Source organism: Rhizobium sp. UGM030330-04 (assembly GCF_003208455.1).
GTDB classification, from domain to species: Bacteria; Pseudomonadota; Alphaproteobacteria; order Rhizobiales; family Rhizobiaceae; genus Agrobacterium; species Agrobacterium rhizogenes_A.
In genome coordinates this window covers 156392-175676 of sequence record NZ_QKML01000002.1, presented here as the reverse complement: position 1 = coordinate 175676, position 19285 = coordinate 156392, and the positions used below count along the sequence as shown (strand labels likewise).

Annotated in this window: 16 protein-coding genes; 7 read left to right on the top strand and 9 right to left on the bottom strand. The window is 60.1% G+C overall.

The features are described from left to right. Positions 1–40 precede the first annotated feature (40 nt). The 3 genes from N434_RS03795 to puuD all read right to left on the bottom strand — a co-directional run bounded on the left by N434_RS03795 (position 41) and on the right by puuD (position 3634). Entirely contained in the window at positions 41–760 is a 720-nt protein-coding gene (locus tag N434_RS03795) for a sulfite exporter TauE/SafE family protein (RefSeq protein WP_110756167.1), read from the bottom strand. Positions 761–1064: 304 nt separating this feature from the next. Beyond that, positions 1065–2375 carry a guanine deaminase gene (guaD, locus tag N434_RS03790; RefSeq protein ID WP_110756165.1) on the bottom strand — a complete coding sequence of 437 codons (1311 nt, stop codon included), beginning with the start codon at positions 2373–2375 and terminating at the stop codon, positions 1065–1067. Then, on the bottom strand, positions 2372–3634 hold the full coding sequence (puuD, locus tag N434_RS03785; protein ID WP_065113945.1) for a urate hydroxylase PuuD: 1263 nt from the start codon (positions 3632–3634) through the stop codon (positions 2372–2374). The genes guaD and puuD overlap by 4 nt, the downstream gene beginning before the upstream one ends. Positions 3635–4096: 462 nt before the next feature. On the opposite strand from puuD, the gene N434_RS03780 reads away from it, so the two are divergent. Next, complete coding sequence (locus tag N434_RS03780; RefSeq protein ID WP_161991717.1) at positions 4097–4435, top strand: hypothetical protein; 339 nt, start codon at positions 4097–4099, stop codon at positions 4433–4435. Here N434_RS03780 and N434_RS03775 read toward each other — a convergent pair. From N434_RS03775 to N434_RS03755, 5 genes are all read right to left on the bottom strand, one after another. Then, positions 4411–5340 carry a LysR substrate-binding domain-containing protein gene (locus N434_RS03775; RefSeq protein ID WP_110756164.1) on the bottom strand — a complete coding sequence of 310 codons (930 nt, stop codon included), beginning with the start codon at positions 5338–5340 and terminating at the stop codon, positions 4411–4413. The genes N434_RS03780 and N434_RS03775 overlap by 25 nt on opposite strands. A 237-nt stretch (positions 5341–5577) precedes the next feature. Beyond that, entirely contained in the window at positions 5578–6432 is an 855-nt protein-coding gene (gene xdhC, locus N434_RS03770; RefSeq protein WP_181423863.1) for a xanthine dehydrogenase accessory protein XdhC, read from the bottom strand. Positions 6433–6627: 195 nt separating this feature from the next. Further along, positions 6628–8967, bottom strand: coding sequence for a xanthine dehydrogenase molybdopterin binding subunit (gene xdhB, locus N434_RS03765; RefSeq protein WP_181423862.1), 2340 nt, complete (start codon positions 8965–8967; stop codon positions 6628–6630). Positions 8968–8970: 3 nt separating this feature from the next. Then, on the bottom strand, positions 8971–10440 hold the full coding sequence (gene xdhA, locus N434_RS03760) for a xanthine dehydrogenase small subunit (protein WP_110756454.1): 1470 nt from the start codon (positions 10438–10440) through the stop codon (positions 8971–8973). A gap of 137 nt (positions 10441–10577) precedes the next feature. After that, positions 10578–11354, bottom strand: coding sequence for a 3-hydroxybutyrate dehydrogenase (locus N434_RS03755; RefSeq protein ID WP_065113941.1), 777 nt, complete (start codon positions 11352–11354; stop codon positions 10578–10580). Positions 11355–11586: 232 nt separating this feature from the next. Here N434_RS03755 and N434_RS03745 point away from each other — a divergent pair, with 232 nt between their 5' ends. The 4 genes from N434_RS03745 (at position 11587) to sbmA (ending at position 16403) form a co-directional block, all read left to right on the top strand. Then, positions 11587–12648, top strand: coding sequence for an LLM class flavin-dependent oxidoreductase (locus N434_RS03745; protein ID WP_110756158.1), 1062 nt, complete (start codon positions 11587–11589; stop codon positions 12646–12648). 54 nt (positions 12649–12702) lie between these two features. Then, a complete protein-coding gene (gene map / locus N434_RS03740) occupies positions 12703–13455 on the top strand; it encodes a type I methionyl aminopeptidase (RefSeq protein WP_110756156.1) in 753 nt (250 codons plus the stop codon). 297 nt (positions 13456–13752) lie between these two features. After that, on the top strand, positions 13753–14943 hold the full coding sequence (locus N434_RS03735) for an MFS transporter (protein WP_110756154.1): 1191 nt from the start codon (positions 13753–13755) through the stop codon (positions 14941–14943). A gap of 191 nt (positions 14944–15134) precedes the next feature. Next, on the top strand, positions 15135–16403 hold the full coding sequence (gene sbmA, locus N434_RS03730) for a peptide antibiotic transporter SbmA (RefSeq protein ID WP_110756152.1): 1269 nt from the start codon (positions 15135–15137) through the stop codon (positions 16401–16403). A 262-nt stretch (positions 16404–16665) separates the two neighbouring features. Here sbmA and N434_RS03725 read toward each other — a convergent pair whose 3' ends face one another. After that, positions 16666–17649 carry a polysaccharide deacetylase family protein gene (locus N434_RS03725; RefSeq protein ID WP_110756150.1) on the bottom strand — a complete coding sequence of 328 codons (984 nt, stop codon included), beginning with the start codon at positions 17647–17649 and terminating at the stop codon, positions 16666–16668. A 149-nt stretch (positions 17650–17798) separates the two neighbouring features. Here N434_RS03725 and N434_RS03720 point away from each other — a divergent pair, with 149 nt between their 5' ends. Further along, positions 17799–18383, top strand: a complete 585-nt coding sequence (locus N434_RS03720; protein ID WP_110756148.1) for an NnrU family protein — start codon at positions 17799–17801, stop codon at positions 18381–18383. A gap of 155 nt (positions 18384–18538) precedes the next feature. After that, positions 18539–19210: a tetratricopeptide repeat protein gene (locus N434_RS03715; protein ID WP_065113933.1), complete on the top strand. Its 672-nt coding sequence runs from the start codon at positions 18539–18541 to the stop codon at positions 19208–19210. Positions 19211–19285: the final 75 nt, after the last annotated feature.

Sequence of the window (19285 nt, the reverse complement as noted above, 5' to 3'; positions counted from 1 at the left end):
TGAATGTGGCGGTCACGACATCAAAATCGACGGATTTCCATCACCAGAATGCCCGCAAAAACAGCTCGGCTCCGAGTATGAGCAGGCAGATGAGAAACCAGCGCCGGAATGTCGCCGGGCTGACGATGTACCGGATTTTCTGGCCAAGCCACATTCCGGCAAGGGCCGGCAGCACGGCCAGCGCGGAAAGCGATAGATGCTCGACGTGAAAGGCATTCTGGGAGGCAAGACCGGCGGCGAGCGCGACGGTTGAGACGGTGAAGGAAAGGCCAAGCGCCTGCACGAGATCATCCCGGCTGAAACCGAGCGACTGGATATAGGGCACGGCGGGCACGACGAAAATTCCGGTGCCGCCGGTCAACAGGCCGGTTGCCAGCCCCATGACCGGGGAGAGTTTTGATTCCAGCCCGGCTGGAATCGAGACGGGTCTGGCAAGCAGGCTATAGGCCGCGTAAGCCGCAAGGCACAGGCCGAGCGCCGAGGTGGTCCAGACGCCGGTGCCTGATGTCATCAGCCGGATGCCGATGAGGGTGCCAAGCGCAATGGCGATCATCATCGGCCACAGCCGCTTCACGATGGCCCGGAAATCAGGCCCGGCCAACAATTGCCAGATATTGGTGATGAAGGAGGGCAGGATGAGCAGGCCGGCGGCGATGACCGGCGGCATGAAGAGGCCGAGCACGCCCATGGCAACGGTGGGCAGTCCCATGCCGGTCACGCCCTTGACGATGCCTGCGATGATGAAGGTCGCGAGAACCATGAGCAGGGTGGTTGTGTCTAGATTCGGCACGGGGCACTCCAGAGGTCATTCGCATTTCGGCCGGGATGGTGCCAGCCAGTCATAGAAAGCGAGCGCGCGCCTCTTGTTTCTTCTCTCCGAGGGGGAGAAGGTCGCGGCAGCGGGATGAGGGGGCAAGCTCTCCGAAATCCGGCGACGTTGCCCCCTCATCCGACCCTTCGGGCCACCTTCTCCCCCTCGGGGAGAAGAAAGACGCGGCACCCGCTCGATCCAATATATGACTGTGTAAGTGAGTCGGCGGCTTTATGTTTCGGCCCCAACCGAACTATGCCAGCACGCTTTTCATTGCCCTGCCGGCCACATAGGTTTCCACCACGGTGCGGTCATCACCCATGGTCAGCATCAGGAACAGCTCTTCCGTCAGGCTTTTCACCACTTCCATTTTCAGGGCCATGGCGGGTGTCGAGGAGGCGTTCAGCACGGTGATGTCGGCATCCGTGCCGGCGTCCAGCGTGCCGATGCGATCGACCATGGAAAGCGCTTCGGCATTGCCGCGGGTCATCAGATACCAGCTTTCCAGCGGGTTGAGGCGCTCGCCCAGCAATTGCTGGACCTTGTAGGCCTCATCCATGGTGCGCAGCATGGAGTAGCTCGATCCGCCGCCGATATCGGTTGCCACCGCGATCCGCACCGGCTTTTCGCGCCGCTGCAGCTTCTTCATCGGGAACAGGCCGGAGCCGATGAAGAGGTTCGAGGTGGGGCAATGTACGGCCACCGCGCCGGTTTCCGACAGCACGTCCGCTTCGCGCTCCGAGAGGTGGATGGCGTGGCCGAGCAGGGTTTTGCTGCCCATCAGGCCATAGCGCACATAGATATCGGTATAGTCGGTTGCTTCGGGGTAAAGCTCGCAGGTGTATTTGATCTCGTCCAGATTTTCGGACAGATGCGTCTGGATGAAAAGATCGGGGAATTCCTGCGCCAGCGCCTGGGCGGCTTCCATCTGTTTCGGGGTGGAGGTGATGGCGAAGCGCGGCGTGATGGCGACGTGGTTGCGGCCCTTGCCGTGCCAGTCGGCAATCACCTGGCGCGTCTCGTCATAGGAGGTTTCCGGCGTGTCCAGCAGGCCCTGCGGGGCGTTGCGGTCCATCATCACCTTGCCGCCCACCATCAGCATGTTGCGCTTCATGGCCTCAGTGAAAAAGGCGTCGGCGGAGGTCTTGTGCACCGAGCAATAGGCAGCGGCCGTGGTGGTGCCGTGGCGCAGCAGCTCGTCGTAGAAATGCGTGGCGATGCGCTGGGCATGGGCGGTTTCGACGAAGCGGCATTCTTCCGGGAAAGTATAGGTATTCAGCCATTCCAGCAGATTGGCAGCGTATGAGCCGATGACCTGCATCTGCGGGAAATGCAGGTGCATGTCGATGAGGCCGGGCACGATGAGATGCGGCCGGTGATCCTTTTCCTCGACGTCTTCGGGGGCTGCCTTACGGATATCGGCGTATTCGCCGATGGCGGCGATCCTGCCATTTTCGATCAGCAGGCCGCCATCCTCGATATAGAGATAGCTTTGCGTATCGTCGATTGCGAGCGGCGCGCGGCGGAAGCTCAGCAGGCGGCCACGCAGCAGAACCATGCTCATTCAGTCTTTCCTTCGGCTTTTCCAGCCCCGGAAACCGCACTTTCATACCATGCGGTCAGCACCTTGCGCTCATCCGGGGTGATGGCGGTGATGTTGCCGGGAGGCATGGCATGGCTGCGGCCGGCTTGCAAATAGATTTCGCGGGCATGGGCGGCGATCTGTTCGTCGGTTTCGAGCTTCACGGATTTGGGTGTGAAGGGCACGCCTTCCCACACCGGCTCGGCCGCATGGCACATGGAACAGCGGCCCTGAACCACATCGCGCGCCTTGGTAAAATGAGCGTCGCTGACGAATTGCTGCTGCATGGGGGAGAGGGTGGCGGCCTTCTGCTCCTCCTCGCCGGTCAGCACTTTCGGCACGGTGGAAAGCCACATGATGACGATGAAGATGAGGGCGGTGAGAAGCCAGGTCCATGTCGGTTTACCCTTGCGGGCATGGGTGGTGTTGAACCAGTGGCGAATGGTGACGCCCATCAGGAACACCAGCGCTGCGATGATCCAGTTGAACTCAGTCGCGAAAGCCAGCGGATAATGGTTCGACAGCATGAAGAAGATGACGGGCAGCGTCAGGTAGTTGTTATGCAGTGAACGCTGCTTGGCGATGCGGCCATATTTCGGGTCCGGCGTGCGCCCGGCAATCAGGTCTGCGACGACGATCTTCTGGTTCGGAATGATGATGAAAAATACATTCGCCGACATGATGGTGGCGGTAAACGCGCCGAGATGCAGGAAGGCGGCACGCCCGGTGAAGACCTGCGTATAGCCCCATGCCATCGCCACCAGCGCGACATAGAGCACGATCATCAAGCCCCAGGTATTGTTGCCGAGCGGCGATTTACAGAGGAAATCATAAAACAGCCAGCCGATGGCAAGCGATGCCAGCGACAGACAGATGGCCTGGAACTGGGTGAGATCAAGCACGGAATGGTCGATGAGGAAGAGGTCAGCGCCGCCATAATAAACGATGCAGAGCATGGCAAAACCGGAAAGCCAGGTGACGTAGCTTTCCCATTTGAACCATGTCAGGTGTTCGGGCATCTGGGCAGGCGCAACCAGATATTTCTGGATGTGGTAAAAACCGCCGCCATGCACCTGCCACTCCTCGCCATAGGCCCCCGGCGGCAGATGCGCCCGTTTGACCAGCCCGAGATCGAGCGCGATGAAATAGAAGGACGAGCCGATCCAGGCGATGGCGGTGATGACGTGGAGCCAGCGGACGGCAAAGGCCATCCATTCCCACGCAATGGCGTATTCGTACATGCGGTTCCCCTGATCCTTGTGCAGCGCACCTTGCGAGAAATTTGACCGTTAGGAAAGGGAAAAGCAGCGCTCCGAGGGTGATTGTTCACAATCCGATGGTCTTGTGTTCACAACCCGGTTCGGGCCGCGAGCGGACCGCCGCAGGCCCGGTAAAGTTGCAATGTGTGCTTCCTGCCGCATAGTTTGTGCTTAGCTGGCTAACGCGACTCAGCTATTATCCTGTGAGCGGCCCGCCAATGTGCTAAAATATAGGGCTGCGGAGCTTTTAAAGCTCCCATGACATGTTTCGCTGGCGGTTATTCCGAAAGCGGGTGCTGCGAACCCTGTGGCGGGGCAGATCAGGGGCAGGTGTCGCAGTTTCCGGTGCCGTTGTGTCCGGGTGCGTGTTGATGTGTGGAATTTGAATGAAGGGACGCAATGACCTTCCGGCAGCCGCCGTTGTTTTCAACGGAGACCATGCCGATGCGCCTTGTTCTGACGGTCCTCTTCTTATTTCTGGCGTTCACCGCCACGGCACTTGCCCATGAATCCCACAAGGGGTTCAAATATGAAAGCTACTGCTGCAATGGCGATGCCCAGACGGGCGACTGCCAGATGATCCCCACGCGCAGCGTTCGTGTCACACCTGATGGTTATGAGGTTTCGCTCGCCCCCGGCGATCATCGCATGGTGACGCGGCGCCACACGTTCAACTGGTCGCAGAGCGAGGCAAGACGGTCGGAGGACGGCGAATATCATCTCTGCCTGTTTCCGGATGAGGATACGCCGCGCTGTTTTTATGCGCCGGACATGGGGTATTGATGGGGCTGCTGCGGTCGGCTTTCCTCGATCCGCTTCAGTATCCAGTCGCGAAACAGTTTGATCTTGCGGATGTTCCGGCGGTTTTCGGGATAGACAAGCCAGTAGTTCTTGCCTTCGCTGCTGAGATGTTCGAAGGGTTGGTACAGGCGGCCGAGCGCGATTTCATCGGCGTAGAGTTCAGGGGTGAGCATGGCCACACCCTGACCGGCGATCGCCGCTGCGGCTTCAAAAGCCTGCACGTTGAGGCGGCTGCGCGGATAACGCTCCAGATCAGGATTTTCGATGCCGACTTCCCGGAACCATTGGCTCCACCACACATCACCGGGATCGATGATACGCAGGCGAAGAAGGTCTTCGGGCGTCTTCAAACCATCTATGCTTTGCGCAAGATCGGGATGCAGCATCGGCGTGTAAACACCGCGAAGCAGCCGATGATAGGTCAATCCCTTGCCGTCGTCGCGGCTCCAGCGAATGGCGACATCGCAGTCCGATTGGTTGAAATCGATCAGTGTGCCCGATGTTTCCAGTCTGACGGCGATGGAGGGATGTTCAAGCTGGAAGGCCCCCAGATGTCGCGACAGCCAGCGTGATGCGAAGGTGGCCGTGGAATGTATGGTCAGGGTGGCATCCGGCGTGTCGCGCACACTGTCGACGGCCTCCCGCAGCGTATTGAAGGCGTCGGCAACCTTGGGCGCCAGTTTCTCCCCCGCCTCCGTCAGCGATACCTGCCGTGCCGTGCGCAGGAAAAGCGGCTCGCCAATATTCTCCTCCAGCAGCTTCACCTGATAGCTCACCGCCGTCTGCGTCATGCCCAGCTCTTCGCCGGCCCTGGTGAAGCTCAGATGCCTTGCGGCGGCATCGAAGACGCGCAGGGCATTGAGGGGGAACTGGCGAGACATCTTCATGGATAAGTTCTCTTTATGTCAAAGGCCAAAGGTTTCATTGGTTTTTCTCCGGAAACCAGAGCATTTTTAGCCAAATTCATCAACTGAGCTTCTGACATTTTTGAATGGAGACGAACATGCGCACAGCACTTTTGCGCGCGTGGTCCCGCCTGCGTGCGGGCCTGCGGACAGCGGAACGATTTACCCTTAAAAGCCTTGCACCGGACAATCTGGCGGATGAAAGCCTGCCGGATGGGCTCAAGCGTGATCTTGGTCTTGAGGATGGGCGTGTCGATTTTCGTTGCGACGGATTTCGGCAACGGAAAATGCTTGCAGCAACTCGGCTGCCACAAGGGCCGCTATGACGGCGGGGCGTTTGTCCCTGACGCTTGTGCCGCCGATGGGCAGGGTGAGCTTTGCAAGGCGGGAAGGGGGCTCTCCTTCCCGTTCCAGCCAATGGGCGAAGGTGGCGCGTTTGGTCTTCGAACCGATCATGCCGACATAAGCGAGATCGTCGCGGGCAAGCGCTTCCTTCGCAATCAGGAAATCGAGCGCATGATCGTGGGTGACGATGATGGCCGCGCCGTTTGCCGGGATTTTCGGAACGAATGCTTCCGGCATGGGGGTCAATATGGACGCCACCACCGGGGGAAGATCGCGCAGCTCGCTTTCACGGGTTTCCACCACCGTCAGGGTCAGGGGCAGCAGCGACAGGGCATCTGCCAGCGCCTTGCCGACGTGACCGGCGCCAAAAATGAAGACGGCTGGCTGCTGTTCGGTTTCGCCCTTCAGCCGCGCTTCAAGCCCGGCAGCGATCTCTGCCGTTATCCGCCGGAAGCGGATGAGGGTGCGACCGCCGCAGCATTGGCCTATTTCCGGCCCTAGCGGAATATCCATGCGGTCTTCGGCAGCACCTGTTCGCAGCATGGCGCGGGCGTGGTCTATCGCCATATATTCGAACTGTCCGCCGCCGATGGTTTCCCACAAGTCAGCCTGTGAGACCAGCATGAAGGTGCCGGCCTCACGCGGGGATGAGCCTTTCACTGCCTCGATTTCGACGAGGATTGCGGGGGCAGGGCGGGCGAGGAAATCGGAGAGGGGGGCGTCAGGCATTGGGGCTGGCCCCCTCATCCGTCCCTTCGGGCCACCTTCTCCTCGGCGGGGAGAAGAAAGGTCCCGCAAGCTCCGCACTACGACGGCAACATTTTTGAATTGCCGTGACGGCGCGGCAAATTTCTTCTCCCCGCCGAGGAGAAGGTGGCCCGAAGGGACGGATGAGGGGGCTCGGCCGCATGGGTACGTCCTCCCTCACACCTTCTTCAGCCGTTCCACTGCCATCAGCACCCGTTCCGGCGTTGCCGGCGCATCGAGGCGCGGGCAGACCTTGTAATCGGCGACGGAGGCGACGGCCATGGAGAGGGCTTCGAGAACCGAGATCGCCAGCATGAAGGGCGGTTCGCCCACGGCCTTGGAGCGGCCGATGGTGGGCTCGGCATTTTCCGCCCATTCCGCCAGCTTGACGTTAAAGCTCTTCGGCCGGTCGGAGGCGAGCGGGATCTTGTAGGTGGAAGGCGCGTGGGTGCGCAGCCGCCCCTTGCCGTCCCACCACAATTCCTCGGTGGTCAGCCAGCCCATGCCCTGCACGAAGGCACCCTCGATCTGGCCGATATCGATGGCCGGGTTCAGCGATTTGCCGACATCGTGGAGGATATCGGTGCGTTCCATCAGGTATTCGCCGGTCAGCGTATCGATCGATACTTCCGAGCAGGCCGCGCCATAGGCGAAATAATAAAACGGCGTGCCACGGCCGGCGGCGCGGTCCCAGTGGATTTTTGGCGTCTTGTAAAAGCCGGCGGCGGAAAGCTGCACGCGGGCGAAATAGGCCTTTTTGATGAAATCGTTGAAGGGGATTTCCTCAAGGCCGATGCGCACCCGGTTTGGCAGGAAGACCACTTCCTCTTCCGGCACGTTCCAGTTGTCAGTGGCGAATTTGACCAGCCTTTCACGGATTTGACGGGCGGCGTCATAGGCCGCCATGCCGTTAAGGTCGGTGCCGGAGGAGGCGGCGGTGGCCGACGTGTTCGGCACCTTGCCCGTCGTCGTGGCTGTAATCTTCACCCTGTTGATATCCACCTGGAAGGCATCGGCCACCACCTGCGCCACTTTGGTGTAGAGGCCCTGGCCCATTTCGGTGCCGCCATGGTTCAGGTGAATGGAGCCGTCATTATAGATATGCACCAGCGCGCCCGCCTGATTGAACGCGGTCATGGTGAAGGAGATGCCGAATTTGACAGGGGTGAGCGCGATGCCCTTGCGGATGATCCGGCTGGTTTTGTTGAACTCGATGATTGCATCACGTCGTGCGCGGTAGTCACTGGAGGTTTCCAGCTCCTCGACGACACGGGCGATGATGTTGTCTTCGACTTCCTGATGATAGGGCGTCGTGGTGCGGCCGGAGCCGGTCTCGCCGTAGAAATTCAGCTTGCGGATATCGAGCGGGTCCTTGCCGACGGCATAGGCGATCTCCTCGATAAACCGTTCCGCGCCGAGCATGCCCTGCGGCCCGCCGAAACCGCGAAAGGCGGTGTTGGAGACGGTGTGGGTTTTCAGCGGCCGCGAGGTGAGATGCACATGCGGGTAGAAATAGCTGGAATCGGCATGGAACAGCGCGCGATCCGTGACCGGGCCTGACAGATCGGAGGAAAAACCGCAGCGGGCGGCATAGGTGGCGTCGACGGCGTGGATGCGGCCTTCCTCATCGAAGCCCAACTCGTAATCGACGCGGAAATCATGGCGCTTGCCGGTGGCGCTCATGTCCTCGTCGCGGTCCGGGCGGATTTTCACGGCCCGGTTCAGCTTCTTGGCAGCGATGGCGCAGAGGGCGGCGAACTGGTTGCCCTGCGTTTCCTTGCCGCCGAAACCGCCGCCCATGCGGCGCACCTGCACGGTGACGGCATTGGACGGCACCTGCAGGATGTGGCTGACGATGTGCTGGATTTCGCTTGGATGCTGGGTGGAACTCCACAGCGTCACCTCGTCATCTTCGCCTGGCACGGCCATGGCGATGTGGCTTTCGAGATAAAAATGCTCCTGCCCGCCGATCCGCATCGTGCCGGTGAGACGACGCGGTGCGACATCCATTTCGATCTTCGCATCGCCACGTTTCAGCGTCATCGGATCGATGACGAGCGCGCCGCCATTCTCAATTGCCGTATCGATATCGGTGAAATGCGGCAGGTCCTTATAGGTGATTTTTGCCTTGCGGGCCGCCTTTCTGGCGATGTCGCGGGTTTCGGCAAAGACCGCGAAGATCGGCTGGCCGTGGAATTCGACCTTTGTCTCGGCCAGCAAAGGTTCGTCGTGGCGACCGCCTGACGAGACATCGTTTTCGCCGGGCACGTCCTTGCCAACCATGACCCAGAGCACGCCCGGTGTGGCCTCCACTTCGGAAAGGTCCATGGAGACGATTTCGGCATGCGCCCGGTCGGAAAGGCCGAGTGCGCCGTGAACGAGGCCGGCGGGCTCAGGGATATCATCGATATATTCGGCGCTGCCCGTCACGTGCTTGTGGGCGGAATCGTGCCGGAGCGACCTGTGGATGGGGCCGTCGATTTCGGTCTTGGTCTTGTCGAAGCTTGTGGTGTCCATGGTTCAAGCCTCCTCCAGCGTGAAGCGCGCGAGTTCCTGCTTCTCGCCCGAAGTCTCAAGGAAGAACCGCGTCAGCAGGTTCTTGGCCGTCATTTGCCTATATTCGGCGGTGGCGCGCCAGTCGGTCAGCGGGGTGAAATCCTCGTCCAGCACATCGCGCGCTGCGTTGATGGTATCCTGCGACCACGCCTTGCCGAGAAGAGCCGCTTCCAGATGAGCGGCGCGTTTCGGCGTGCCGGCCATGCCGCCAAAGGCGATGCGGATGTCCTCAATGGTGCCGTCAGCGTCGAGCGTCAGATTGAAGGCGGCGCACAGCGCCGAAATATCCTCGTCGCGGCGTTTGGAAATCTTGTAGACGGCGTAGTGGCTTTCCGGCTTCTGGAACGGAATGAAAAGCTTTTCGACGAATTCGCCGCTCAGCCGGTCCTGTTTGCCGTAATCGATGAAATAGCTTTCAAGCGGCACGGTGCGGCCGCCGGAAGACGAGCGCAGGGTGAGCGTCGCGCCAAGCGCGATCAGCGCTGGCGGTGTGTCGCCAATGGGCGAGCCGTTGGCGATGTTGCCGCCGATGGTTCCCATATTGCGCACCTGCTCACCACCGAGGCGGTTGAACAGCCGGGCAAGCGGTGGGAAATGGTCTGCAATGGTCTTGAATGCCTGGCTGTAGGTGACGCCGGCACCCAGCGTGATGCCATTTTCATCCACAGTGATGGTTTGCAGGTCTCCGAGATTGTTGATGAAGATGACCGGGTTCAGCGCCCGCATCTGCTTCGTCACCCACAGGCCGACATCGGTGGAACCGGCGACGATGGTGGCCTTCGGTTCAGCGGCGTAAATCTCGGTCAAATCGGAAAGCGTCGCCGGAATGATGGTGCGATCCTCGCCTCTGACGACGGTGATCGTCTCGTTTTCGCGGATCGCCCAGAGCCGTGCCATGATGTCGGTGCGGTCCCGTTGCAGCGGATCGAACAGCGCACTCGGGCGGGCCGCGGCGATTTTTTCGGCGGCTTTCACGATCGGCTCGTAACCCGTGCATCGACAGAGATTGCCTTGCAGCGCCTTTTCAATATCGGCGCGGCCGGGTTTTTCGCTGGTCAGCCAGAGACCGTAAAGCGACATGATGAAGCCCGGCGTACAGAAACCGCATTGCGACCCGTGGAAATCCACCATGGCCTGCTGCACGGGGTGCAGCGTGCCGTCGCGGGCGGCCAGATGCTCCACCGTGACGATGTGGGTGCCGTGCAGCGAGCCCAGAAAACGGATACAGGCATTGACGCTTTCATAACGCAGCGAACCATCCAGCAGCCGCCCGACCAGCACCGTGCAGGCACCGCAGTCGCCTTCCGCACAGCCTTCCTTTGTCCCGGTCAACCGCTTGCTGATGCGGAGGTAATCGAGAAGCGTGTCCGTCGGTCCGAAATCCCTGAGCGAGATGGTTTCGCTGTTGAGGATGAAGCTGATCGCGTCTTTCATGCAATGCCTTGCTGTTTTGACCGGCTGCCGAGCCGGTTTCTTGTCATTGTTCCGATACATCTATGCACGCCCTTGCGCGCATATCGATTTCCGTTTTGGCAATTCATTGTTTCCATAACGGAAAGAAAATCCGGCAATTATTGCGCCGTCCAGCCGCCATCCACGGAAATATGCGTGCCGGTGATATTGCTTGCGGCGTCGCTTGCCAGAAACAGGGCAGCCGCCGCCACGTCATCGACGGTGACGAATTGCTTGGTCGCCTGCAATTCCAGCATCACGTCGTTCTTCACCGCCTCTTCGCTGATGCCGCGCACCTTGGCCATTTCCGGTATCTGCTTTTCGACCAGCGGTGTCAGAACGTAACCGGGACAAATGGCATTGACGGTGACGCCGGTCTGCGCAAGTTCCAGCGCCGCCGTCTTCGTCAGGCCCATGATACCGTGTTTGGCCGCCACATAGGCCGATTTGAACGGCGAGGCGACGAGACCATGGGCCGAGGAAATATTGATGATGCGGCCTTTGCCGGCCTTCTTCATCAGCGGTATCGCGGCGCGCATGGTATGGAAGGAACTGGTCAGATTGATGGCGATGATCCAGTCCCATTTTTCCGTCGGAAACTCCTCGATGGGCGCGATGTGCTGGATGCCGGCATTGTTGACGAGCACGTCCACCGAGCCGAGCTTTTCGTGAGAAGTGTGGATGAGGTCGGCGATTTCGTCCGGTTTCGTCATGTCCGCCGGGTGATAAAGCACGCGCCCGCCGCTTTCGGCTTCCAGCAAAAGACGGAGTTTTTCAATCTCGTCCTCGTCGCCGAAACCGTTCAGCACGATATTGGCGCCTTCTCTCGCAAATCTCTGGGCGATGGCAAGGCCGATACCGCTTGTGGAGCCTGTCACGATAACTGTCCGATGCATGCTTTCCCCTTTTTGCATTACTTCGCACATGTTTAGGCAGGGTATGCCCAAAGGGGGCTGGCTGGCAATCGCCATTTCTGGCGCCATTTCGCGGGCCATTTCAGGCAAGGGTGGCGCAGCGGCGAATCCGGCTGCGCCTATCCATTTTTTCGAAGCTAAGCTTCCAGATTTTGCGTTTGTCTGAGGGGCTGTGCGTCCCTATCTCTGAGGCAAGCAAACAGAGGTATCGTTTATGGAACTCGGTCTTTACACATTCGCGGATGTCAATCCCAACCCCGCCGATGGCCGCGGGCCGGAAGGCGCGCGCCGTCTGAAGAATCTTCTCGAGGAAATCGAGCTTGCCGATCAGGTCGGGCTCGATGTTTTCGGGCTGGGCGAGCACCACCGCCCGGATTATGTCGCTTCCTCGCCCTCCACCGTGCTTGCGGCGGCGGCTGTCAAAACCAGGAACATCCGTCTCACCAGCGCCGTCTCGGTGTTGAGTTCGGATGATCCGGTGCGGGTGTTCCAGCAGTTTTCCACCGTCGATCTCCTGTCGAACGGTCGCGCCGAAATCATGGCCGGGCGTGGCTCCTTCATCGAATCCTACCCGTTGTTCGGTTACGACCTTGAGGATTACGACGTGCTCTTCGCCGAAAAGCTCGATCTGCTGCTGGCGCTGCGCGAACAGGAAATCGTCACCTGGTCCGGCACCAAACATCCGGCCATCAACGGGCGTGGGGTCTATCCGCGCCCGTTGCAGGAGCGTCTGCCGGTGTGGATCGCAGTGGGCGGCACGCCGCAATCGGTGGCGCGTGCCGGGGCCATGGGCCTGCCGGTGGCGCTTGCCATTATCGGCGGCGAATATCGCCGTTTCGCGCCGCTGTTCGATCTCTACCACGAGGCGGCCCGCCGGGCGGGGCAGGAGAAAACCAAGCTGCGCACCAGCATCAATGTGCACGGCTTCATTGCCGACACCACCGACAAGGCGGCGGACCAGTTTTACGGCCCGCAGGCGGAGGTGATGAACCGCATCGGCCGCGAGCGCGGCTGGGGGCCGACGAACCGCGCGCATTTCGACGCTGCACGCGGGCCGGAAGGCAATCTCTTCCTCGGTGAGCCGGAACTGGTGGCGGAAAAGATCATCAAGGCGCATGGCGTGTTCAGGAATGATCGCTTCCTGCTGCAAATGGCCATCGGCCCGATGCCGCACGACCAGATCATGCGCGGCATCGAGCTTTATGGTACGAAAGTCGCGCCGATCGTCAGAAAAGAATTGACGGGGAGCGCCGATCCGGTGAAAGCCACGGCTTGATGATTACCAAGGCGGGCGTTTTGAGACCCGCCAGGCAGAACGACGGACAGAGACATGGTCATTTCCACCGAAGAAGAACTGGTTCTGCTGAAGGATATCGGCCGTTTGTGCGCCGTCGCGATGCAGACCATGGCGGACGCGCTGGAACCCGGCATCACCACGGCCGAACTGGATGCTATCGGCCGCAAGGTGCTGGAGGATAATGGTGCGCAATCGGCGCCGGAATTCTGCTACAAGTTTCCCGGCGCGACCTGCATCAGCGTCAACGAGGAAGTGGCCCACGGCATTCCGGGGCCACGCATCATCAAGGCGGGCGATCTCGTCAATATCGATGTCTCGGCGGTGAAGAACGGCTTTTTCGGCGATACCGGCTCGTCTTTTGCCGTGCCGCCGGTGAGGAAGGATATCGAGCGTCTGTGCCGCGATGGCAAGCGCGCCATGTGGACGGGCCTGCAGCAGGTGAAAACCGGCCGGCCTTTCGCCGATATCGGCAATGCCATCGGCGCTTTTGCCAAAAAGAACCGCTATACGCTGATCACCAATCTGGCGAGCCACGGCATCGGCCGCTCCCTGCATGAGGAGCCGAAGGAACTGGCGACCTGGCCGGACAAGGACGAGCGGCGCATCATGCAGGAAGGCATGGTGTTCACCGTCGAGCCGTTTCTTTCGACGGGCGCCTATTGGGCCGAAGACGGCGACGATGATCCATGGACGCTCTACAGCGATCCGAGCGCGCCGACGGTCCAATATGAGCATACGGTTGTGGCGACGAAAAACGGGCCGCTGGTGCTGACGCTTGCGGAGTGACAGCCACACCTGCCTCCGTCACCCTCGCTTTTAAGGTTGGAGCGAGCGCGCGCCGCTTGTTTCTTTTCCCCGCCGGGGAGAAGTCCGCGGCAGCGGGATGAGGGGACAAGCTCTCCGAAATCCGGCAAGGTTGCCCCCTCATCCGACCCTTCGGGCCACCTTCTCCCCCTCGGGGAGAAGAATACGCGGCATTCTTGGAACGCATTGTCGCTCGCCACGTGACCGATAAAGGCGGCTTATGACGCCGATCAAAATAACTCGTTTGTCGCTCATCCACCCGGTTGCGATAAGCCATGCATGACCACCGACAAGCCACTTTCCGCCAGACATCTGACTGCACTCGGTTTCGCCGGGGCTCTCATGATGGCATCCGCCATGGGTTTCGGCCGCTTTTCCTTCACCCCCATCCTGCCCGGCATGATGGCGGATGTGCCGCTTTCGGCGGGCGATGCGGGCATCGTGGCGGCGGGCAATTTTGCCGGTTATCTGGCGGGTGCGGTGCTTTCGGCCTATTCCTGGGGTTCGGGGAGGGAGCGGCTTGTAGCACTTGGCGGGCTGTTTTCCACCGCCGCGCTGCTGCTGGCCATGGCCGCTTTCAATTCCGTCGCGGCCTTCACCGTCATCCGGTTTCTGGCGGGTGTCGCCAGCGCGCTGACCATGATCTTCACCTCGCAGATCGTCATCGGCCATGCCGCAAAGGCCGGCAGGGACGCGGTTCAGGCGCTGCATTACGGCGGTGTGGGTGCGGGTATCGCCATCTCCTCGCTCGCGGTTTATCTGATCGGTGTCGTTTTTGATGGCGGCGGCGCCTCCTGGCGGGAGGAGTGGATCGCCGGTGCCGTCTTTTCCTTCCTGACGTTCCTTCTCGTCTGGCGGGTGCTGCCCGCAGGCCCGCCGCGGCATGCGTCCTCGGTGGCCGAGCCGCCGCTTGTATGGACGCGGCCGCTCTTCCTGACGACGCTCGCCTATGGGCTTTTCGGTTTCGGCTACGTCATCACCGCCACCTTCATCGTTGCAATTGCCCGCATGGCTGCCGCAGGTGCCTTCGTGGAGTTTCTGGCCTGGTTCATCACCGGCTGCGCCGCCGCCGTTTCGCTGTTCCTGTGGAAACCGGTGCTGAAGTCGCAGGGGCTGAAACGCGCTTTTGTGATCGTTCTCGCCGTCGAAGCCATTGGCGTCTTCGCTTCCGTGATGCTGCCGCCGGTGCCGGGTGTTCTGGCGGGCGGCCTGCTGCTCGGGCTGACCTTCATGGTCATCACCGCTTATGGCCTGCAGCTTGGCCGGGAATTTGCCGGGCCAAGCCCGCGCCGCGCCTTCGCGCTGATGACGGCCGCCTTCGGAACGGGCCAGATCGTCGGGCCGCTGGCCGCCGGTTGGATCGCCGAGGTGACGGGCAGTTTTACCGCACCCAGCATTCTCGCTTCCGCCGTGCTTGTCGTCAGTATTGTTCTGATGCTGCCGGTGCTCGCCACGGAGCGGCGGCGCTAGGCCTCTCCGGTTTTCCCCGCGCCGATCCAGATATTTTGCGAGGTTTTCGCCGGGATTTATCCGCCGTTCGCGTCTTACATCTTGTTAAGGTCAGCGCTTCGCCGTTGCTGTGCACAAATTTCTGCCCTAGGTTCGGGCCATCTAGTGCTTCGCCAATAATGGCTGATTTCAAACGCGCGTGAGTTCTAAACGTGTTTCATTCTTTCTTTCCCAAGCCGAAAGCCTTCTTTACCTCCGCCATCGTTTGGGCCTTCTTCGCCATTCTTGCCTGGTATTTCATCGTTGAAAGGGTAGGGGCGTCCTGGGGCTATGTGATGCCCGAACAGGAACCCTACGATCTCAGCTATTTTCTGGTTCCCGCAAATCTGTTCTTTTACGGCTATCTCGCATCTTGCCTGGCGTTATTCGGCGTTATCTGGACTGTCATCGCCAGAGATCATCCCTGGAAGTTCTGGTCCATATGGGGATCGCTGCTGATTATCGCGGTGACCTATTTTGGCGTTCAGATTTCCGTCGTCATCAACAATTTCCGGCGGCCTTTCGGTGACCTTCTGCAAAATGCCCTTTCCAAACAACCGGGTATCGAAGTCTGGGATTTCTACAGCCTCCAGATCGTCTTCGCCAAGATCGCCTTTCTCAGCATGGCGGTTTCGATCCTGACGGATTTCTTCACCAGCCATTATATCTTCCGCTGGCGAACCGCGATGAACGACTTCTACATGTCCAAATGGGAAAAGCTGCGCCATATCGAAGGTGCTTCTCAGCGCGTTCAGGAAGATACGATGCGCTTCTCCTCCACGCTGGAGGCTTTGGGCATCACCCTGATCAATTCGGTGATGACGCTCGTCGTTTTCCTGCCGATCCTGTTTGCGCTGTCGTCCTATGTTTCCGAATTGCCGATCATCGGCGAAGTGCCGCATGCGCTGTTCTGGCTGGCGATCGTCTGGTCGATATTCGGTACGGTGCTTTTGGCGACGGTCGGCATCAAACTGCCCGGTCTGAACTTCCGCAACCAGCGTGTGGAAGCTGCCTATCGTAAGGAACTGGTCTATGGCGAGGATCACGCCGACCGCGCCCAGCCGCCGACAGTCAAGGAGCTTTATTCCAATGTGCGGAAAAACTATTTCCGCATGTACTGGCACTATCTCTATTTCAACGTGGCGCGGTATTTCTACATTCAGGCCGATGCGGTGTTCCTGCTCCTGATGCTCGTTCCCACCATCGTGGCCGGTAAGATCACCTATGGTATCTACCAGCAGATCGCCACGGCCTTTGGTCAGGTCAGCAATTCGTTCCAGTATCTGGTCAATTCCTGGACGACGATCATCGAGTTGCTTTCCATCCACAAACGTCTCGTGGCCTTCGAAGCGGCGATTGATGACAAGCCCCTGCCTGATATCGACGTGCGTTATCTGCAGCGGGAAGCGGAAGCCGGTGAACTGGCGGCCAACAAGCCCTGAAAAAAGGCGGTCGATTGGCCGCCTTCAGGTCTTGAGCACGTCCTACGGAGACGATGTGTTTGGTGAATTGCCTCATCCGCACCCGTCACCCCGGACTAGATCCGGGGTCCAGCGCGATCAAGTCCTCGATCGCAAAAGACTCTTATCACGGCGCGGATGCGCCGTGGCTGGATGCCGGGTCATCCTCGGGCTTGTTCCGGGGACCGGCATGACGGAGGAGAGGTGTTCGACCTTTGTCACGAAACGGAGAGTGTGAGGAAGTTTACCCCTCGGTCTTCTGCTTCTTGCGGGCCTCGATCATCGGCATGGCCTCAGCATAACTCACGCAGGCGACATCGTCTTTCCGGCAGACTTCGCGCAGCAGGCGCTCATAGGCGTTCCAATAGGCGCCGCCATTCATCTTCACGAAATGAAAGCCCATCTGCAGCGGAATGCGCTCGCCATTGTATTGCCTGTCGAAAGCGTTGCGGAAGGCCGTATAGGCACGGTCTTCAAATTCCCTGGCGCGATCCGGCGTCTCGACGCCGATGGAATGGCGGATGAAGAGATTGTAGTCCATGGCGATGATGGGGCGGTTGCCCGGACCTTCGGGAATGAGCGGCAGGCCGAAATGTTCGATGCCGTCGCGTTCCACCGGCCATTCCGGTCCCTTGGTGATGCTGGTGGCGTCGTAAACGAAACCGTGTTTTTTCTGCGCGGCGGTCAGCGCCGGCCCCTGCGACAGATAGGGCGCGCGGAAACCGTTGATGTTCTTGACCATGTCGCGCCAGCCTTCGGGTTCCTCGCCCTTCTTGCCGATCATCTGCCAGGCGTTTTCCAGCGTGCTGGTGAAGGTGGTGAATTCGCCGTCCCATTGTTCCGCGGTCCATTGACCGCCATCGAAATGGCCGCAGGTGTGGTTGCCGATCTCGTGACCTTCGCGATAAGCCGCCCAGATGTTCCTGAGCCTTGCCTCCACCTCTTCCGGCGATTGGCCGAAACCGACATTGGAGCGGCCCGCCTTCTGGCCGGGTCCCTGATAGGTCTTGGCGCTGGTCTTCCTGTCCATCACCAGCGTGCAGGCCAGGAAATAGGTGAAATGCGCGCCGACTTGCCTGCCCGTCGCCCGGCTTCTTTCCCACAGCGAATTGTCGCCCGCACCGTCGAAGGACACGATGACAAGCTGCTTCGGCTTCTCAGCCTCCTGCGCAAGAGCGGGAAGGGCGGCGAGAAGCGACAGGGAAAAGGCGGCAAATGGGCGAAACATCAGGTATCCGTCATATGAAACACCGTGGCCTTTTGCGGGTGGAATAAGGCGAAGCTTTGAATAGTCTGGCGTTTTCATGACTTTCGGCCTAATTCCTGTTCTCAACTGCGGTGATAAGGCCGCTTCGTTCCACCGGGGGACCGTGTTCCATGCTTTTTCTCGCACTCTGTCTTGCCTTGTTCCTGCTGACCCATCTTTTGAAGGTGGTCGCACCGCATTTTCGCGCGCGGATGATCGCGACGATGGGCGAAGGCCCTTTCAAGGGCGTCTATTCGCTCGTCAGCCTCATCACGCTCGGCCTCGTCATCTATGCCTTCGGCGAAGCGCGGCAGGAAACCGGGATGGTCTGGTATCCGCCGGTCTGGACGAGCCATCTCGCCGTGACCCTGATGCTGCCGGCGATGATCTGTCTTGTCGCCAGCCTCATCCCGGCTGGCCACATCGCAGTGAAGACGAAACATCCGCTCATTCTCTCGGTGAAGATCTGGGCGCTTGCCCATCTTCTGGCCAATGGCGAGACGTCCTCGATCCTGCTCTTCGCATCGTTCCTCGCCTGGGGCGTGGTGATGCGGATTTCGCTGAAGCGCCGGGAGCGAGCGGGCGAAAAAGTGGTCCGGGACTTCGTTTCGAGCCGCTACGATCTGGTGGCGGTTGTCGGCGGCATCGTTCTCTGGGGCGCTTTCATCCTGAAACTGCACGAATGGTTGATCGGCGTTCAGCCAATCGCGATGTAGGAAATCAACGTTTCCCCCTTACATATCAGGCAAAATAGGCTAGAAGGCCGACCAAGACCCGGTCGGCCTGACTTTTGCCAACCCGGGTAAGCGGCTTGGTATGTCCGCGAACGGATGGATCGGAAGCGATCTCCGCGCGGGTAACGGAGAATTTGATGGCAAACGAAAATGATACCTTTATCCGCGAAGTGAACGAGCAGATCCGCTCCGAGCAGCTGTCGCGCTTCTGGGGCCGGTACGGTATCGTGGTCGTGGGCGCCGCCATTCTCGTGGTTGTGGGCGCCGCCGGCGCAGGCATCTACGAATACTGGAACACCAGCCGCGCTTCCAATTCCGGCGACCAGTTTCTTGCGGCGCTGAAGCTTGCCTCGGACAACAAGACGGATGAGGCGCTGAAGGCCTTCGCCGATCTCGAAACCTCCGGTCACGGTAACTACCCCGTCCTGGCGAAGTTCCGCTCGGCCACGTTGCTGTCGCAGAAGGGCGATGCGGCCGGCGCCATCGCCGCCTTCACCGCCATTGGCAACGATACGTCCGCGCCGCAGGTCTTCCGCGATACCGCCAAGGTGCGCGCCGCATGGCTGCTGGTGGACAACGGCACCTATGATCAGGTCGTGGCGCTGGCCGAGCCGCTCAGCACTGAGGGCCAGACCATGCGCGCATCCGCCCGTGAGGCTCTGGGTCTCGCCGCCTACAAGGCCGGCGATTTCGCCAAGGCCAAACAATGGTTCGAACAGATCGTCAGCGACACGCAGGCGCCGCGCAACGTGACGAACCGCGCGCAGATCATGCTCGACAATATCACCGCTTCGGGCAAGGCTGCTTAAAGCCGCTTCGCCATACGAGATCGCCCCGGCATTTCTTCGCATTGCCAAAGCGATCCAACTCATTATTTTACGCAT